Genomic DNA, 14,935 nt, shown 5'->3' on the forward strand with positions numbered 1-14,935 from the left:
GACCGTTTCAACGAAAAGAAGGCAAGCCCATGCAGCGTCGCGCATTCCTTTCCCTGTCGGCCACGGCCGCCGCCCTCACGCTGGGCGGCTGCGGTTTCGCCCTGCGCAAAGCGCCCAACTTCGCCTTCAGCACGTTGTTTTCGAGTCTTTCCGAGACCTCGTCGCTGGGCGTGGAGCTCAGGCGCTCCTTGCAATCGACCCGCAAGGTGGAAGTGATCTCCGACGTCCGCCGCATCAGCGAAGCACAGGTGATCCTGGACGCGCTGGGCGACCAGCGTGAGAAGGTGGTGCTGAGCACCAACGCCTCGGGCCAGGTGCGCGAGTTCCAGCTGCGGCTGCGCTTTCGCTTCAAGCTGCGCACGCTGGCGGGCAAGGAATTGATTCCCGAGACCGAAATCCTGCAGCAGCGCGACATCAGCTTCAACGAATCCGCCGTGCTGGCCAAGGAAGCCGAGGAAGCCCTGCTGTACCGCGACATGCAAAGCGACGTGGTCCAGCAGATCATGCGCCGCCTGGCGGCCGTGACGGAACTCTAGGCCGCGCCGGCGGGCATCAAGCCCGCATCAGGGTGCTCTTGCCGAACAGGCTTTCGATCAGGTCCACCGCGACTTCGGCCGTGCCGTTGCGCACGTCCAGCGCCGGGTTCAGTTCCATCACGTCCAGCGAGCCCAGCAGGCCGGTGTCGGCGATCATTTCCATGCACAGCTGGGCCTCGCGGTAGGTCGGCCCGCCCTTGATGGCGGTGTCCACGCCAGGCGCGATGGACGGGTCCAGGAAATCCACGTCGAAGCTCACGTGCAGATGCGTGTCGGCGCCCATGCCGGCCAGCGCTTTTTCCATGGTGTGGCGCATGCCCATCTCGTCGATGTAGCGCATGTCGAAGACCTCCAGCCCCTCCTGGCGCACAAAGCGCTTTTCGCCTTCGTCCACGCTGCGTATACCGACCTGCCGTATCGCCGAGGGGCTCATGGCCGGCGTGGCGCCGCCTATGCCGGTGAGTTCGGCCGGGCCGTGGCCGCACAGCACGGCCACCGGCATGCCGTGCACGTTGCCGGTGGGCGTGAGGGTATTGGTGTTGAAGTCGGTGTGGGCGTCCAGCCAGAGCACGCGCAGTTTTTTGCCGCTGGCGCGGCAATGGCGCGCCACGGCGCTGATGGAGCCTATGCCCAGGCAGTGGTCGCCGCCCAGCAGGATGGGCAGGCGGCCCGCGGCCAGGCTCTGGTACATGGCTTCATGCACGGCCTTGTTCCATTCGACCACTTCCGCCAGGTGGCGGTAGCCGTCGGCCGGCGGCAGCCAGGGATTGGTCGGGCCGGCCAGGTTGCCGGTGTCGGCCACTTCCAGGCCGCGCGCGTGCAGCGCCTCGCGGATGCCGGCCACACGCAAGGCCTCGGGGCCCATGGAAGCGCCGCGGCTGCCCGCGCCTATGTCGGTGGGCGCGCCTATCAGGTCAACGGGAATGCTCATCAAGAGGTCATTTCAGGGATGGTGTCGGGACGGCTTGCCTTGACTGTACGGGCTGCGGCCGGCGCCAGCAAGCCGAACAGGTCCTTGGGGTTGTCCAGGCGCGGCACCAGGTCGATCTGGCGGCGTAGGGCCGGGTCGGCCAGCTGCAGCTTGTGCAGGTAGCGCAAGGCCGAATAGTCCTCCAGCGCGAAGCCGACCGAATCAAAAATCGTGACTTCTTCGGGCGAGGCGCGCCCGACGGCCGTGCCTTTGAGCACGTCGGCGAATTCGGCCACCTTGAAATCCTCGGGCATCTGCTGGATCTCGCCTTCGATGCGCGACTGCGGCTCGAACTCGACCACCACGCGCGCGTCCTTGCGCAGCAGGATGTCGGCATGCAGCTCGGTCTTGCCGGGGCAGTCGCCCCCCACGGCGTTCAGGTGCATGCCGGGCTTGACCATCTCCGGCGTCAGGATCACGGCGTTGCGCTTGTCGGCGGTGATGGTGGTCACGATGTCGGCGCCTTGCACGGCTTCGGCGGCCGAGCGGCACACCGTCACGCGCAAACCCTGCAGCCCCATGGCGTGCAGGTTGCGCGCCAGCTTGTCGCTGGCCGCGGCGTCGATGTCGAAGAGGCGCATCTCGCGTATGCCCAGCATGTGGTGAAAGGCAATCGCCTGGAACTCGCTTTGCGCGCCGTTGCCGATGATGGCCATGACGCGGCTGTCGGGGCGCGCCATCCACTTCGCGGCCAGGGCCGAGGTGGCGGCGGTGCGCAGCGCGGTGGTGATGGTCAGCTCGGACAGCAGCAGCGGGTAGCCGGTGTCCACGTCGGCCAGCACACCGAAGGCGGTGACCGTGAGCAGGCCCAGTTCTGTGTTCTTGGGATGGCCGTTGACGTACTTGAAGGAATACTGGTGGCCGTCGCTGGTCGGCATCAGCTCGATCACGCCGTCGGGCGAATGGATGGCGTGGCGCGCCGACTTGTCAAAGTCGTTCCAGCGCCGGTAGTCATGCTCGATCTCGCCGGCCAGGCCTTCAATAAAGGCGGCGGCGCCGCGCTGGCGCACGATTTTCTGGATGCTTTCAATGCCAATGTAGTCAACCATGGTGGGGCTCCCATCTTTATGCTGATTTCCATTGTCCGCAGCCCCTATGGCAAAGAAAAGTCAGTAGATTGATCAAATTCTCTGGTTGTTTGAGCAAATAGACAGGAAAAAATAGCATTTCGCCAATAAAATCGGCCCATGGACGATACCGACCGCCAACTGCTGTCCCTGCTGCGCGACAACGCCCGGGCCTCCGTCGCCTCGCTGGCCAAGGTGCTGCGGGTCTCGCGCGGCACGGTGCAGAACCGGCTGGCCAGGCTGGAGGCCGACGGCACCATCACGGGTTACACGGTGCGCCTCAAGCCCCAGGCCGAGGGCCACCGCATACGCGCCTTCATGACAGTGGCGGTCGAGGGCAACCGCACCGACGCGGTGCTGGCCGCCCTGCGCGGTGACCCGGCCGTCAGCGCCCTGCACACCACCAACGGCCGCTGGGACATGGTGGCCGAGCTGCAGGCCGACAGCCTGGAAGCCTTCGACCGCGTGCTGGGCCGCATACGCCTGCTCGAGGGCATTGCCAACACCGAAACCAGCCTGCTGCTGTCGACCACCAAACTGTGACCCTGATACGCCCGCTAAACTCCCCGACATGAATCTGGCCCCCGCCCAACTCCAGGAACACCTCAAGCGCGGCTTGAAGAGCCTGTACACCCTGCACGGCGACGAGCCCCTGCTGGTGCAGGAGTTCGCCGACGCGCTGCGCGCCGCGGCGCGCGCCCAGGGCTACACCGAGCGCACGGTGCACACCGTGGCCGGCGCGCATTTCGACTGGAGCGAGGTGCTGGCCAGCGGCGGTTCCTTGAGCCTGTTCGCCGACAAGCAGATCGTCGAGATCCGCATCCCCAGCGGCAAGCCCGGCAAGGATGGCTCGGCCGCGCTGCAGCAGATCGCCGAGCGCGCGCAAGGCGACGACAGCACGCTCACTTTGGTCATGCTGCCGCGGCTGGACAGCATGACGGCCAAGGGCGCCTGGTTCGGCGCGCTCGAGAGCTTCGGCATCACCGTCAAATTCGACCCGATAGACAGGCGCAGCCTGCCGCAGTGGATCGCCCAGCGACTGCAGCAGCAGGGCCAGCGCGTGGCCGCCGGCGAGGAAGGCCAGCGCACGCTGCAGTTTTTCGCCGACCGGGTCGAGGGCAACCTGCTGGCGGCGCACCAGGAAATCCAGAAGCTGGGCCTGCTCTACCCTGCGCAATCGGGCGGCAGCGACGGGGTGCTCAGCTTCGACCAGGTCGAAAATGCCGTGCTCAACGTGGCACGCTACGACGTCTTCAAGCTCTCCGAAGCCGTGCTGGGCGGCCAGGCCGTGCGCGTGGCGCGCATGCTGGACGGCCTGCAGTCCGAGGGCGAATCCGAAGTGCTGGTGCACTGGGCGCTGGCCGAAGACATCCGCAGCATGAAACGCGTCAAAGATGCGATCAGTGCCGGGCGCCCCATGCCCATGGCGCTGCGCGAAAACCGCGTCTGGGGCATCAAGGAAAAACTGTTCGAGCGCGTGCTGCCGCAGATCGGCGACACCACCCTGGCCAACCTGCTGCATGCCGCGCACAAGGTCGACGGCATCGTCAAGGGCCTGAAGCAGCCCGACTGGCCGGCCGACGGCTGGCAGGCCCTGCACCGGCTGGCCGGCATGGTGTGCGAGCAATGCGCCGCGCCGGGCCGCCCCAAGCAAGCATAGCCCCCTCGGGGGCAGTGCAGTACACGAAGTGACAAGCGTGGGGGGAACGTGCGATGCGGCGCAAGGGCGCACCCGGCAGGCCTAAAATGGCCGAATGAACGCGCCCGACTCTCACCAAGCCCTTTCTTCTTCCAGCGACATCGCCGGCGACGTCCCGGGACTGATGGAACTGCTGGGCTCCCGGGCCAAGGCGGCTTCGGCCGAGATCGCGCGCGCACCGGCCGCCGCCAAGAACAAGGCCTTGCTGAACCTGGCCAAGTCGCTGCGCAAAAACACGGCGGCGCTGGAAACGGCCAACCAACGCGACCTGGAGCGCGCCGCGACCGCGGGCCTGGCCGGTCCCCTGCTGGACCGGCTCAAGCTCACGCCCAAAATCATTGACACTGTGGCCCAGGGCTGCGAACAGCTGGCCGCCATGGCCGACGTGATCGGCGACATCATCGGCATGAAGGAGCAGCCCAGCGGCATACGCGTGGGCCAGATGCGCGTGCCCATTGGCGTGTTCGGCATGATTTACGAAAGCCGGCCCAATGTGACGATAGAGGCCGCCTCGCTTGCGATCAAGAGCGGCAACGCCTGCATACTGCGCGGCGGCTCGGAAGCCATTGAATCGAACAAGGCACTGGCCGCGCTGGTGCAGCAAGCCCTGGCCGACGCCGACCTGCCGCCCGACGCCGTGCTGCTGGTGCCCACCACCGACCGTGAGGCCGTCGGCCAGCTGATCGCCATGCCGCAGTATGTGGACGTCATCATCCCGCGCGGCGGCAAGGGCCTGATTGAACGCATCAGCCGCGATGCCAAGGTGCCCGTCATCAAGCACCTGGACGGCAACTGCCATGTCTACGTCGACGACCCCTGCGATATCGACATGGCCGTGAAAGTGGCCGACAACGCCAAAACCCAAAAATACAGCCCCTGCAATGCCAGCGAAGGTTTGCTGGTGGCACGCGGCGTGGCCGCTGACTTCCTGCCGAAGATAGGGGCGATCTATGCCGCCAAGGGCGTGGAGATGCGCTGCGACCCCGAAGCGCTGGCCATTCTGTCCGGTGTGAAAAATGCCAACGCACTGGCCGCGACCGAGCAGGACTGGTACGAGGAATACCTGGCGCCCATCATCAGCATCAAGGTGGTGGACGGGATTGACGAAGCCATCGCCCACATCAACCACTACTCCAGCCACCACACCGACGCCATCCTCACGCGCGACCACATGCACGCCCAACGTTTTCTGCGCGAGGTGGATTCAGCCAGCGTCATGGTGAATGCGAGCACCCGCTTCGCCGATGGTTTCGAGTTCGGGCTGGGCGCCGAGATCGGCATCAGCACCGACAAATTCCACGCGCGCGGGCCGGTCGGCATTGAGGGGCTCACCTCCCTCAAATATGTGGTGCTGGGGCAAGGCGAAGTGCGCTCCTGAGCATCGGCCGGGACAGCAGGTCCGGCCTCGAGGTTTTTGATGGGATGGGTTGGCGTTACCCCTTGTAACCCCGCTACTTCATCCTTATATCCCTAGAATTCGGTCAGCTATAGCCGAAGCAAATAACAGAATCACCTATCGAAAGTGGCCGAATGGTTCCGCACCTCATCACCGCCCTGAACGGCCCCATCAACGAACTCGAACAACGCGTGCTGGACTCCACCCCGGCCATCGAGCGCTGGTTCCGGCTGGAGTGGATGGAGCACACGCCGCCGTTTTACAGCTCGGTCGACATCCGCAACGCGGGTTTCAAGCTGGCCCCGGTGGACACCAACCTGTATCCCGGCGGCTGGAACAACCTGACGCCCGAAATGCTGCCGCTGGCGGTGCAGGCGGCCATGGCCGCGATCGAAAAAATCTGCCCCGAAGCGCGCAACCTGCTGGTCGTACCCGAGAACCACACGCGCAACAGCTTTTACCTGTCCAATGTGCTGCAGCTCAAGCGCATCTTCCACCAGGCCGGCCTGAACGTGCGCTTCGGCTCGCTGAGCCCCGAGATCAAGGCGCCCACCACGCTGAACCTGCCGACCGGTGAGACCATCACCATAGAGCCGCTGATACGCACCGACAGGCGCCTGGGCCTGAAGGACTTCGACCCCTGCACCATCCTGCTGAACAACGACCTGTCGGCCGGCATCCCGGGCATCCTGGAAGACGTCAACGAGCAGTACCTGCTGCCGCCGCTGCACGCGGGCTGGTCGGTGCGCCGCAAGTCGCACCACTTCAAGGCTTATGAAGAAATCTCCAAGCGCTTCGGCAAGCTGCTGGGCATAGACCCCTGGCTGATCAACCCCATGTACGCGCAGTGCGGCGAGGTCAACTTCGCCGAAAACACCGGCATGGAGTGCCTGACCACCAATGTCGATGCGCTGCTGACCAAGATCAAGCGCAAGTACAAGGAATACGGCATCAACGAAAAGCCCTTTGTCGTCGTCAAGGCCGACAACGGCACCTACGGCATGGGCATCATGACAGTGCGCGACGTCAAGGACCTGGACGCGCTGAACCGCAAGACCAAGAACAAGATGAGCACCACCAAGGACGGCCAGGCGCTGTCCGAAGTGATCATCCAGGAAGGCGTGCTGACCAACGAGCGCGTCAACGACGCGGTGGCCGAACCCGTGGTCTACATGATGGACCGCTATGTGGTCGGCGGCTTTTACCGCGTGCATGCTGAGCGCGGCGTGGACGAAAACCTCAACGCGCCCGGCGCCAGCTTTGTGCCGCTGGCCTTTGCCGACAGCGGCCGCCTGCCGCAGCCCGGCGAAAAACCCGGCTCCAGCAGCCCCAACCGCTTCTATATGTATGGCGTGATCGCCAGGCTGGCCATGCTGGCAGCAAGCTACGAACTCGAAGCCACCGACCCGGACGCCGAGGTGTACGACTGAAAAACCCCCGCAAGGGGGTTTTTTTGATGGCTTTTTAGGATTTTTCGGGGCCGGCCCCCATGCGCCATATGCGGCCCACTATTAAATACATAGCATTACCCGGCAATAGGCCGGAGACAGCCCCAAGCACGTGCAGCGCCCTCCTCCTGTTACAAGTTGTTGCGGTGCAACAAAATCGGGATTAGTTGGATTTAGGGGTACCCGCCGACTTGCAAGCCGGGTCCCCGGGCGCAAAATAGCGTTCCCAAAGGTAACCATTCCCGCCCGCCTGGAGCCGTTTTGAACGGGCCTGGCGCAAAGACGGGAAGTTTTTGTGTCTAGTCAAAAATCATCACTCGCGGCGCTCACCCTGGGCGCCATCGGTGTCGTCTACGGCGACATCGGAACCAGCGTCCTGTATGCCGTCAAGGAAGTTTTCGGTTCCGGGCATGTTCCCTTCACCCCCGACAACGTCTACGGCATCCTGTCCATCTTCTTCTGGACGCTGACCGTCATCGTTTCCATCAAGTACGTGGCGCTGGTGCTGCGCGCCGACAACAACGGCGAAGGCGGGCTGATCGCCATGCTGGCGCTGGCCTCCACCGCGGTGAAGGACAAGCCCCAGCTGCGCCGCACCCTGCTGGTCGTCGGCATTTTCGGCACCTCGCTGTTTTACGGCGACGGCGTCATCACCCCGGCGATCTCGGTGCTGTCGGCGGTCGAGGGCCTGGAAGTCGTCTCGCCGGCCTTCAAGCAGGGCGTGATCCCTATCACCCTGATCATCCTGTTTGCCCTGTTCGCGGTGCAAAAGCACGGCACCTCCGGCATAGGCCGGTTTTTCGGGCCCATCACGCTGATCTGGTTCGCCGTGCTGGCCCTGCTGGGCATTTCGCAGATCGCCACCAATCCCCACATCCTGGTGGCGCTGAGCCCGCATTACGCCGTCATGTTCATGTGGGCCAACCCCGGCACCACCTTCATCATCCTGGGCGCCGTGGTGCTGTGCGTGACCGGCGCAGAGGCGCTGTACGCCGACCTCGGCCACTTCGGCAAGAAGCCGATACGCCTGGCCTGGTTCTCGGTGGTCATGCCCTCGCTGGTGCTCAATTACTTCGGCCAGGGCGCCCTGCTGATCAGCAATCCCGCCGCCGTGAAGAACCCTTTCTACCTGATGGCGCCCGAATGGGCGCTGCTGCCGCTGGTGGGCCTGGCCACCATGGCCACGGTGATCGCCTCGCAAGCCCTGATCACCGGGGCCTTCAGCGTGACCAAACAAGCCATCCAGATGGGCTACCTGCCGCGCCTCAATATCCAGCACACCAGCGTGCGCGACACCGGCCAGATCTACATGCCCTTCGTCAACTGGGGCCTGTTCATCACCATCGTGCTCGCGGTGGTGATGTTCCGCTCGTCCAGCAACCTGGCGGCCGCCTACGGCATCGCGGTCTGCACCGACATGCTGATCACCACCATCCTGACCTTCTACGTGATCCGCTACGGCTGGAAGTATCCGCTGAGCCTGTGCATCGCCGCCACCGGCGTTTTCTTCCTCGTCGACTTCGCCTTCTTCGCCTCCAACCTCATGAAGCTGTTCGCCGGCGGCTGGTTCCCGCTGGTCATAGGCGGCGCCGTCTTCACGCTGATGATCACCTGGAAGGAAGGCCGCCACCTGCTCAATGAAAAACTGCGCGCCGACGCGATAGACCTGCCCAGCTTCCTGGACGCCGTTTTTGTAAGCCCGCCGGCCCGCGTCGAAGGCACGGCCGTGTTCCTGACCGCCGAACCCGGCAGCGTGCCCAACGCACTGCTGCACAACCTCAAGCACAACAAGGTGCTGCACGAGCAGAACCTGTTCGTCACGGTGCGCAACCACGAGATTCCCTGGATAGGCATGAACAAGCGCCTGGAGATCCAGGCGCTAGGACATGACTGCTGGCAGGTCAATGTGCACTACGGTTTCAAGAACGACCTGGACCTGCCCAAGGCCCTGCAGCAGATCAAGGGCCGCGGCTGCGAGCTGGAATCCATGACCACCAGCTACTTCCTCTCGCGCGACACCGTGATCCCGACGATTGGCAGCGGCATGGCGCCGTGGCGCGAGAAGCTGTTTGCGCAGATGCACCACAACGCCAGCGGCGCGGCCGATTTCCTGAATTTGCCGAACAACTCCGTGGTGGAGCTGGGCAGCAAGATTGAGATCTGACGCCCGCCCGCGAGGGCGAGCAAACCCTCAAGCGCCGCCCGCCAGCAGCGCGGCATTCCCGCCAGCCGCCGTCGTATTCACAGTGACCGTCTGCTCAGCGCAGAAACGGTAAAGGTAATGCGGCCCGCCGGCCTTGGGGCCGGTGCCGGAGAGCCCCTCTCCGCCGAACGGCTGCACCCCCACCACCGCGCCAATCATGTTGCGGTTCACATAAATGTTGCCGACATGGGCCGCCGCGGCCAGGGCCTGGGCGCGGGAGTCTATGCGCGTCTGTATGCCCAGGGTCAGGCCGTAGCCGAGTGCGTTGATCTGCGCGATCACGGCCTGCGGGTCCTTGAGCTCGCCGCTGCCCCAGCGCACCACCTGCAACACGGGGCCGAAGATCTCGTCTTTCACTTCGGCCAGGCTGCGCACTTCAAAGGCCGCGGGCGGAATGAGGTTGGCCGGTGAGCCCGGGGCCGCCGGCTCGACCAGCACCTTGGCGCTTGCGCCCAAGCGCTGCAAATGCTTCTGGATGTTGTCAAAGGCTTCGCGGTCAATCACCGGGCCGACGTCGGTGGCAAGATCGGCGGTTTCGCCGGCCACCAGTTCCTGCGCCGCGCCCTGGATCATTTCGATCACGTGGTCGGCTATGCCCTCGTGCACGCACAGCAGGCGCAGCGCCGAGCAGCGCTGGCCGGCGGAACGAAACGCGCTTTGCACCACCGCGTCGGCCACCTGCTCGGGCAAGGCCGTGCTGTCGACCAGCATGGCGTTGATGCCGCCTGTTTCAGCGATCAGCGGGACGATGGGGCCGTCCTTGGCGGCCAGCGCGCGGTTGATGATTTTGGCAACCTGGGTGGAGCCGGTAAACACCACGCCGGCCACCTGGGGCGCCGCCACCAGCGCCGCGCCCACGGTCTCGCCGGGGCCGTGCGCGAGCTGCAGCGCGCCTTCGGGCACGCCGGCTTCATGCAGCAGCTTCACCGCCTCCCAGGCAATGCCGGGCGTCTGTTCGGCCGGCTTGGCCAGCACGGCGTTGCCGGTGGCCAGCGCAGCCGCGACCTGGCCGGTGAAGATGGCCAGCGGGAAATTCCAGGGACTGATGCAGACCCAGACGCCGCGCGCCGAGAGGCGCAGCTCATTGGTCTCGCCGGTCGGACCCGGCAGGGCCACCGGCTGCATGATGCGTTCGGCCTCATTGGCGTAGTAGCGCAGGAAGTCCACCGCCTCGCGCACTTCCGAGACGGCGTCGCCCCAGGTCTTGAAGGCTTCCTGGACCAGCAGCGCGCAGAGCTTGGGCATTTGCCGCTCCATGGTGTCGGCGGCGCGGCGCAGGATGGCCGCGCGCCCGGCCACGTCCACTTTGCGCCATTGCTGGTAAGCGCCGACGCCCTTCTCCACCGCAGCCGCGGCCTGCCGGGGGTCAAACGCCGGCACCGCGGGCACGGGGGTGGTGGCCAGCGCGGCCAGCAGCGGCGCGCGCATGCCGGCTACCGTGAGGTCCAGGCCCAGGCTGTTGGGCCGGCCGGGGCCGTAGAGCGCGGGCGGCAGCGGCAGCGAGGACTCGGGCTCCAGCCGCAGCGGCGAGGTCAGCAACTCGCCCATGCCGACCGACTCGTCGGCAAGCTGGTGCACAAAGGAGGAGTTGGCGCCGTTCTCGAGCAGGCGGCGCACCAGGTAGGCCAGCAGGTCGCGGTGCGCGCCCACGGGGGCGTAGACGCGGCAGCTGATCAGCGGGTTCTTGAGCACCTCACGGAACACGCCCTCGCCCATGCCGTGCAGGCGCTGCAGCTCAAAGGGCACGGCATTGCGCGAAGCCATCTGCAAGATCGCGGCGATGGTCGCGGCGTTGTGGCCGGCGAACTGCGGGTAAATCGCATCGGGCGCGGCGAGCAAGGCCTGCGCGCAGGCCAGGTAGGACACGTCGGTGTGGTGCTTGTGCGTGAACACCGGGTAGTGCGGCAGGCCCATCTCCTGGGCGCGCTTGATTTCCGAATCCCAGTACGCGCCCTTGACCAGGCGGCACATCAGGCGCAGCTTGTATTTGCGGGCGATGGCGGCGATGTGATGGATCAGGTCCAGCGCGCGCGTCTGGTAGGCCTGCATGGCCAGGCCGAAGCCCTGCCACTGCGGGTGGTGCTGGGCCACCAGCGCGGCCAGCGCCTCAAAGACATCGAGCGAAAGCTCCAGCCGGTCGACTTCCTCGGCGTCTATCGTGAGATTGATATTGGCACTGGCCGACAGCTCGCACAGGCCCCAGACGCGGGGCACGAGTTCGGCCATCACGCGTTCGCGCTGGGCATCTTCATAACGCGGGTGCAGCGCGCTGAGCTTGATCGAAATGCCGTCGTTTTTTTCGGTCGGGCCCGTCGCATTCGCGCCGGCCGCGATGGCCTGGATGGCATGGGTGTAGCTCGCCAGGTAGCGCAGCGCGTCGGCGTCGGTGCGTGCGCCCTCGCCCAGCATGTCGTAGCTGAAACGCAGGTTGGGAATTTTTTTTCGGCTGTCGCCGGCCTCGCCCATGGCGTCGCCAATGGTCTGGCCCAGCACAAATTGCCGGCCCAGCAACTGCACGGCGCGCAGGGTGGCGGCCACCACGGTGCGCGCACCCAGCTTGCTCATCAAATTGGGATGGCCGCCTTCGGGCAAAAACAGCTTGGACATCGCGATCGCGGAGGCCGACAGGCGCGCCATCACGCCGTCGCCGGCGCCGTCGAAATCCGCGCGCCCCAATTGGTCGGCCGTCAGCGCAATCGCGGTTTCGGCGTCCGGCACGCGCAGCAGGGCTTCGGCCAGGCGCATCAGGGCCAGGCCCTCGGCGCTGGAAATCGGGTATTCCTTGAGCAGGCTTTCCATGGCCCAGAAGGGCGGCGGGTTGTCGCGCACGGCCTGCACCCAGGGCTGGGCCGAATGCGCGGCCGCCGCCCAGTCCAGCGCGCCGGCCAGGCTTCGCAGCTGGCCGGCCACGATCTCGGATTCAGGGCGATAGGGAAAAGGCAGGCGCGGGGAGGTGAACATCGGGGGCTCCATGGAGGATTTCACGGTTTGAGGCACTTATTCAGTGGATGCATCGATGTTCCGTTGAATAATGGTGAGTTTCCCGCTAAATTTCAGAAAATAACCGAATAATTCACTACCCATGTTTGAAGCCTCCGCAGAAATTGACCGCATAGACCTCAAAATCCTGAATGTTTTACAGCAGGACGGCCGGATTTCCAACCTCAAGCTGGCCGAAAGCGTGGCCCTGTCGCCCACCGCGGTGCTGGCCCGGGTCCAGCGCCTGAGCCGGGACGGCTACATCCTGGGCTATGAGGCCCTGCTGAACCCGCTCAAGCTGGGCGCCGGCATGATGGTGTTTGTGGAGGTGCTGCTGGACCGCACCACGCCCAATGTCTTCGAAGCCTTCAAGGCGGCGGTGCAGGTGCACCCTGAAATCACCGAATGCCATATGGTGGCCGGCGGCTTTGACTATCTGCTCAAGACCCGCATGGCCGACATGGCGGCCTACCGCTCTTTCGCCGGCACCGTGCTGTGGCAGCTGCCGGGCGTGCGTGAAACCCGTACCTACGCGGTGATGGAAGAGGTCAAAAGCACCACCCGGCTCGCGCTGGGCGTATGAGCTCTCTGTCTGGGCCCAAATCGCGTAATTCGAGACTTTTGCGGCATTTTTGCCGCTCTTGAAGCGCAGAAAGCGCAAGAACGGGGGCTAACCGCGTTGCCAAGCCGGCGGGCTTGGGATACCTTGGCATCACAACACCTAGGTGCTGCATTGCATAGGTAGCGCAGCCGTATCCCCGGCTGCGGACAATATCGGAGGGCTTCCTGATGAACATCCAGCCATGGTCCCGGCTCGGCGCGCTGCTATTGGCACTGGCGGCCGGCAGCGCGCACTGCGCGGAAACCGGTGTCAGCGACAGCGAAATCCTGGTCGGGCAGTTCGCCGCCCAGACCGGCCCCGCGGCCGAGCTGGGCAAGCGCATGCAGCTGGGCATACTGGCCCACTTCAATGCGGTGAATGCGGCGGGCGGCATCAACGGCCGCAGCCTCAAGCTGGTCTCGCGCGACGACGGCTACGAGCCCGAAAAGGCCGCCGCCGCGGTCAAGGCCCTGATCGAGGAGGACAAGGTGTTCGCGCTGGTCGGCTCGGTCGGCACGCCGACCACGCTGGCCGCCGTGCCGGCCATCAACGCGGCCGGCATCCCGCTGGTAGGCCCCTTCACCGGCGCGCAGGCCCTGCGCGAGCCCTTCAACCGCAACATCTTCCATGTGCGCGCCAGCTACTTCGACGAGACCGAGCGCATCGTGCAGCACCTGAACACCGTCGGCATCACCAGGATCGCCGTCTTCTACCAGAACGACTCCTACGGCAAGGCCGGGCTGGAAGGCGTGACGCGGGCGCTGGCCAAGCGCAACCTCAAGGCCGCGGCCAGCGTCACCGTCGAGCGCAACAGCGTGGACGTGGCCGCGCCGCTGGCGGAAATCCTCAAGGCCGCGCCGGAAGCGGTGATACAGATCAGCGCCTACAAATCCTGCGCCGCGCTGATCAAGCAGGCCCGGGCCAAGGCTTACGGCGGCCAGTTTTTCAACGTGAGCTTTGTCGGCTCCAAGGCCCTGGCCGAGGAGCTGGGCGACGCCGGGGCCGGCGTGACGATTTCGCAGGTCGTGCCCTTTCCCTACACGCCCTCCTCGGCCATCGTGCGCGAGTACCAGCAGCGCATGACGGAAGCCGGCAACAAGGATTTTGATTTCTCGAGCATGGAAGGTTTTCTCGCGGCCAAGGTCTTCACCGAAGGCCTGCGCCGCGCCGGCAAGAACCTGACCCGCGAAAGCCTGGCCACGGCGCTGGAATCGCTGCGCGACCACAACATGGGCGGCTTCACCATCAGCTACGCGCCCAAAAGCCACGAGGGCTCGCGTTTCACCGACCTGACCATCATCGGGCGCGGCGGGAAATTCATGCGCTGAACCGGGCCCGCCGTTGCGGCAAGGCCGCACCGGGGCTTGCCAGGCGGCGCTCCCTGGCCATAATGCGAGCACAAACCACACCCTCCCTGTCAGACCTCACCAGGAGTGCCCATGAAACCCATATCTCTTCTGCTGGCAAGCGCCACACTGGCCTTCACCGCCGGCGCTTACGCGCAAACCACCAAGCCCGGCTTGTGGGAAATCACCAACAAAATGCAGTCGAGTTCCGGCGAAATGGAAAAAGCCATGGCCAATATGGAAAAGCAGATGGCCAGCATGCCGCCCGAGCAGCGCAAGCAGATGCAGGACATGATGGCCAAGCAGGGCATGTCCATGGCGCCCGGCAGCGGCGGCGGCATGAGCATGAAGGTGTGCATCACCAAGGAAATGGCCGAGCGCAATGAGCTGCCCCAGCAGCAGCAAGGCGACTGCAAGACCACCCGGTCGCCGGCCAGCGGCGGCACCGTGAAGTTCTCTTACGCCTGCACCCAGCCGCCGTCCAGCGGCGAAGGCGTGATGACCTTCAACGGCGACACCGGCTACACCATGAAGATGAACACCACGACCACCGTCAAGGGCAAGCCCGAGAAAATGACCATGGATGCCACGGGCAAATGGCTGTCAGCCGACTGCGGCACCATCAAGCCCATCGCTGTCCCCAAGAAATAAAAGAAGCCCCGAGGCGGGCATATCTTCACCAGCAGGGGC

At 65.1% G+C, this 14,935-nt stretch carries 12 protein-coding genes; 9 read left to right on the forward strand and 3 right to left on the reverse strand.

All coding sequences use genetic code 11. The features are described 5' to 3' along the window. Positions 1 to 29: 29 nt before the first annotated feature. Positions 30 to 536 carry an LPS-assembly lipoprotein LptE gene (locus AC1DUN_RS09560; protein WP_477713762.1) on the forward strand — a complete coding sequence of 169 codons (507 nt, stop codon included), beginning with the start codon at positions 30 to 32 and terminating at the stop codon, positions 534 to 536. A 16-nt stretch (positions 537 to 552) separates the two neighbouring features. Here the strand turns inward: AC1DUN_RS09560 and rocF are convergent, their stop codons facing one another. Together rocF and AC1DUN_RS09570 are read right to left on the reverse strand one after the other, a co-directional pair. Then, positions 553 to 1,467, reverse strand: a complete 915-nt coding sequence (gene rocF, locus AC1DUN_RS09565; RefSeq protein WP_477713763.1) for an arginase — start codon at positions 1,465 to 1,467, stop codon at positions 553 to 555. Then, positions 1,467 to 2,555 carry an ornithine cyclodeaminase gene (locus AC1DUN_RS09570; RefSeq protein ID WP_477713764.1) on the reverse strand — a complete coding sequence of 363 codons (1,089 nt, stop codon included), beginning with the start codon at positions 2,553 to 2,555 and terminating at the stop codon, positions 1,467 to 1,469. The genes rocF and AC1DUN_RS09570 overlap by 1 nt, the downstream gene beginning before the upstream one ends. 138 nt (positions 2,556 to 2,693) lie before the next feature. Between AC1DUN_RS09570 and AC1DUN_RS09575 the strand changes: the two genes are divergently transcribed. From AC1DUN_RS09575 to AC1DUN_RS09595, 5 genes are all read left to right on the forward strand, one after another. Beyond that, positions 2,694 to 3,116 carry an Lrp/AsnC family transcriptional regulator gene (locus AC1DUN_RS09575; protein ID WP_477664527.1) on the forward strand — a complete coding sequence of 141 codons (423 nt, stop codon included), beginning with the start codon at positions 2,694 to 2,696 and terminating at the stop codon, positions 3,114 to 3,116. A 28-nt stretch (positions 3,117 to 3,144) separates the two neighbouring features. Further along, a complete protein-coding gene (holA, locus tag AC1DUN_RS09580) occupies positions 3,145 to 4,233 on the forward strand; it encodes a DNA polymerase III subunit delta (protein ID WP_477713765.1) in 1,089 nt (362 codons plus the stop codon). Between the two features lie 94 nt (positions 4,234 to 4,327). Then, entirely contained in the window at positions 4,328 to 5,650 is a 1,323-nt protein-coding gene (locus AC1DUN_RS09585) for a glutamate-5-semialdehyde dehydrogenase (RefSeq protein WP_477713766.1), read from the forward strand. Between the two features lie 152 nt (positions 5,651 to 5,802). Further along, positions 5,803 to 7,098: a glutamate--cysteine ligase gene (gene gshA / locus AC1DUN_RS09590; protein ID WP_074578810.1), complete on the forward strand. Its 1,296-nt coding sequence runs from the start codon at positions 5,803 to 5,805 to the stop codon at positions 7,096 to 7,098. Positions 7,099 to 7,411: 313 nt separating this feature from the next. Continuing rightward, on the forward strand, positions 7,412 to 9,280 hold the full coding sequence (locus AC1DUN_RS09595; protein WP_074578808.1) for a potassium transporter Kup: 1,869 nt from the start codon (positions 7,412 to 7,414) through the stop codon (positions 9,278 to 9,280). A gap of 27 nt (positions 9,281 to 9,307) precedes the next feature. Here the strand turns inward: AC1DUN_RS09595 and AC1DUN_RS09600 are convergent, their stop codons facing one another. Beyond that, on the reverse strand, positions 9,308 to 12,280 hold the full coding sequence (locus AC1DUN_RS09600) for an L-glutamate gamma-semialdehyde dehydrogenase (RefSeq protein WP_477713767.1): 2,973 nt from the start codon (positions 12,278 to 12,280) through the stop codon (positions 9,308 to 9,310). 121 nt (positions 12,281 to 12,401) lie between these two features. On the opposite strand from AC1DUN_RS09600, the gene AC1DUN_RS09605 reads away from it, so the two are divergent. The 3 genes from AC1DUN_RS09605 to AC1DUN_RS09615 all read left to right on the forward strand — a co-directional run bounded on the left by AC1DUN_RS09605 (position 12,402) and on the right by AC1DUN_RS09615 (position 14,896). After that, the gene (locus AC1DUN_RS09605; RefSeq protein WP_007872894.1) at positions 12,402 to 12,881 is read left to right on the forward strand and encodes an Lrp/AsnC ligand binding domain-containing protein; all 480 of its coding nucleotides are present in this window, start codon (positions 12,402 to 12,404) and stop codon (positions 12,879 to 12,881) included. Between the two features lie 206 nt (positions 12,882 to 13,087). Beyond that, positions 13,088 to 14,227: an ABC transporter substrate-binding protein gene (locus AC1DUN_RS09610; protein WP_477713768.1), complete on the forward strand. Its 1,140-nt coding sequence runs from the start codon at positions 13,088 to 13,090 to the stop codon at positions 14,225 to 14,227. Between the two features lie 111 nt (positions 14,228 to 14,338). After that, the gene (locus AC1DUN_RS09615) at positions 14,339 to 14,896 is read left to right on the forward strand and encodes a DUF3617 domain-containing protein (RefSeq protein ID WP_477713769.1); all 558 of its coding nucleotides are present in this window, start codon (positions 14,339 to 14,341) and stop codon (positions 14,894 to 14,896) included. The last annotated feature ends 39 nt before the right edge of the window (positions 14,897 to 14,935 follow it).

The sequence above is a fragment of the Polaromonas sp. P4_F6 genome, from assembly GCF_056401275.1.

Bases quoted from the DNA above. Each gene is read 5' to 3' on its own strand.
- AC1DUN_RS09610 (WP_477713768.1), top strand. From the start codon at position 13,088: ATGAACATCCAGCCATGGTCCCGGCTCGGCGCGCTGCTATTGGCACTG.
- AC1DUN_RS09570 (WP_477713764.1), bottom strand. From the start codon at position 2,555: ATGGTTGACTACATTGGCATTGAAAGCATCCAGAAAATCGTGCGCCAG.
- AC1DUN_RS09560 (WP_477713762.1), top strand. From the start codon at position 30: ATGCAGCGTCGCGCATTCCTTTCCCTGTCGGCCACGGCCGCCGCCCTC.
- AC1DUN_RS09615 (WP_477713769.1), top strand. From the start codon at position 14,339: ATGAAACCCATATCTCTTCTGCTGGCAAGCGCCACACTGGCCTTCACC.
- AC1DUN_RS09575 (WP_477664527.1), top strand. From the start codon at position 2,694: ATGGACGATACCGACCGCCAACTGCTGTCCCTGCTGCGCGACAACGCC.
- rocF (WP_477713763.1), bottom strand. From the start codon at position 1,467: ATGAGCATTCCCGTTGACCTGATAGGCGCGCCCACCGACATAGGCGCG.
- AC1DUN_RS09600 (WP_477713767.1), bottom strand. From the start codon at position 12,280: ATGTTCACCTCCCCGCGCCTGCCTTTTCCCTATCGCCCTGAATCCGAG.
- holA (WP_477713765.1), top strand. From the start codon at position 3,145: ATGAATCTGGCCCCCGCCCAACTCCAGGAACACCTCAAGCGCGGCTTG.
- AC1DUN_RS09605 (WP_007872894.1), top strand. From the start codon at position 12,402: ATGTTTGAAGCCTCCGCAGAAATTGACCGCATAGACCTCAAAATCCTG.
- AC1DUN_RS09585 (WP_477713766.1), top strand. From the start codon at position 4,328: ATGAACGCGCCCGACTCTCACCAAGCCCTTTCTTCTTCCAGCGACATC.
- gshA (WP_074578810.1), top strand. From the start codon at position 5,803: ATGGTTCCGCACCTCATCACCGCCCTGAACGGCCCCATCAACGAACTC.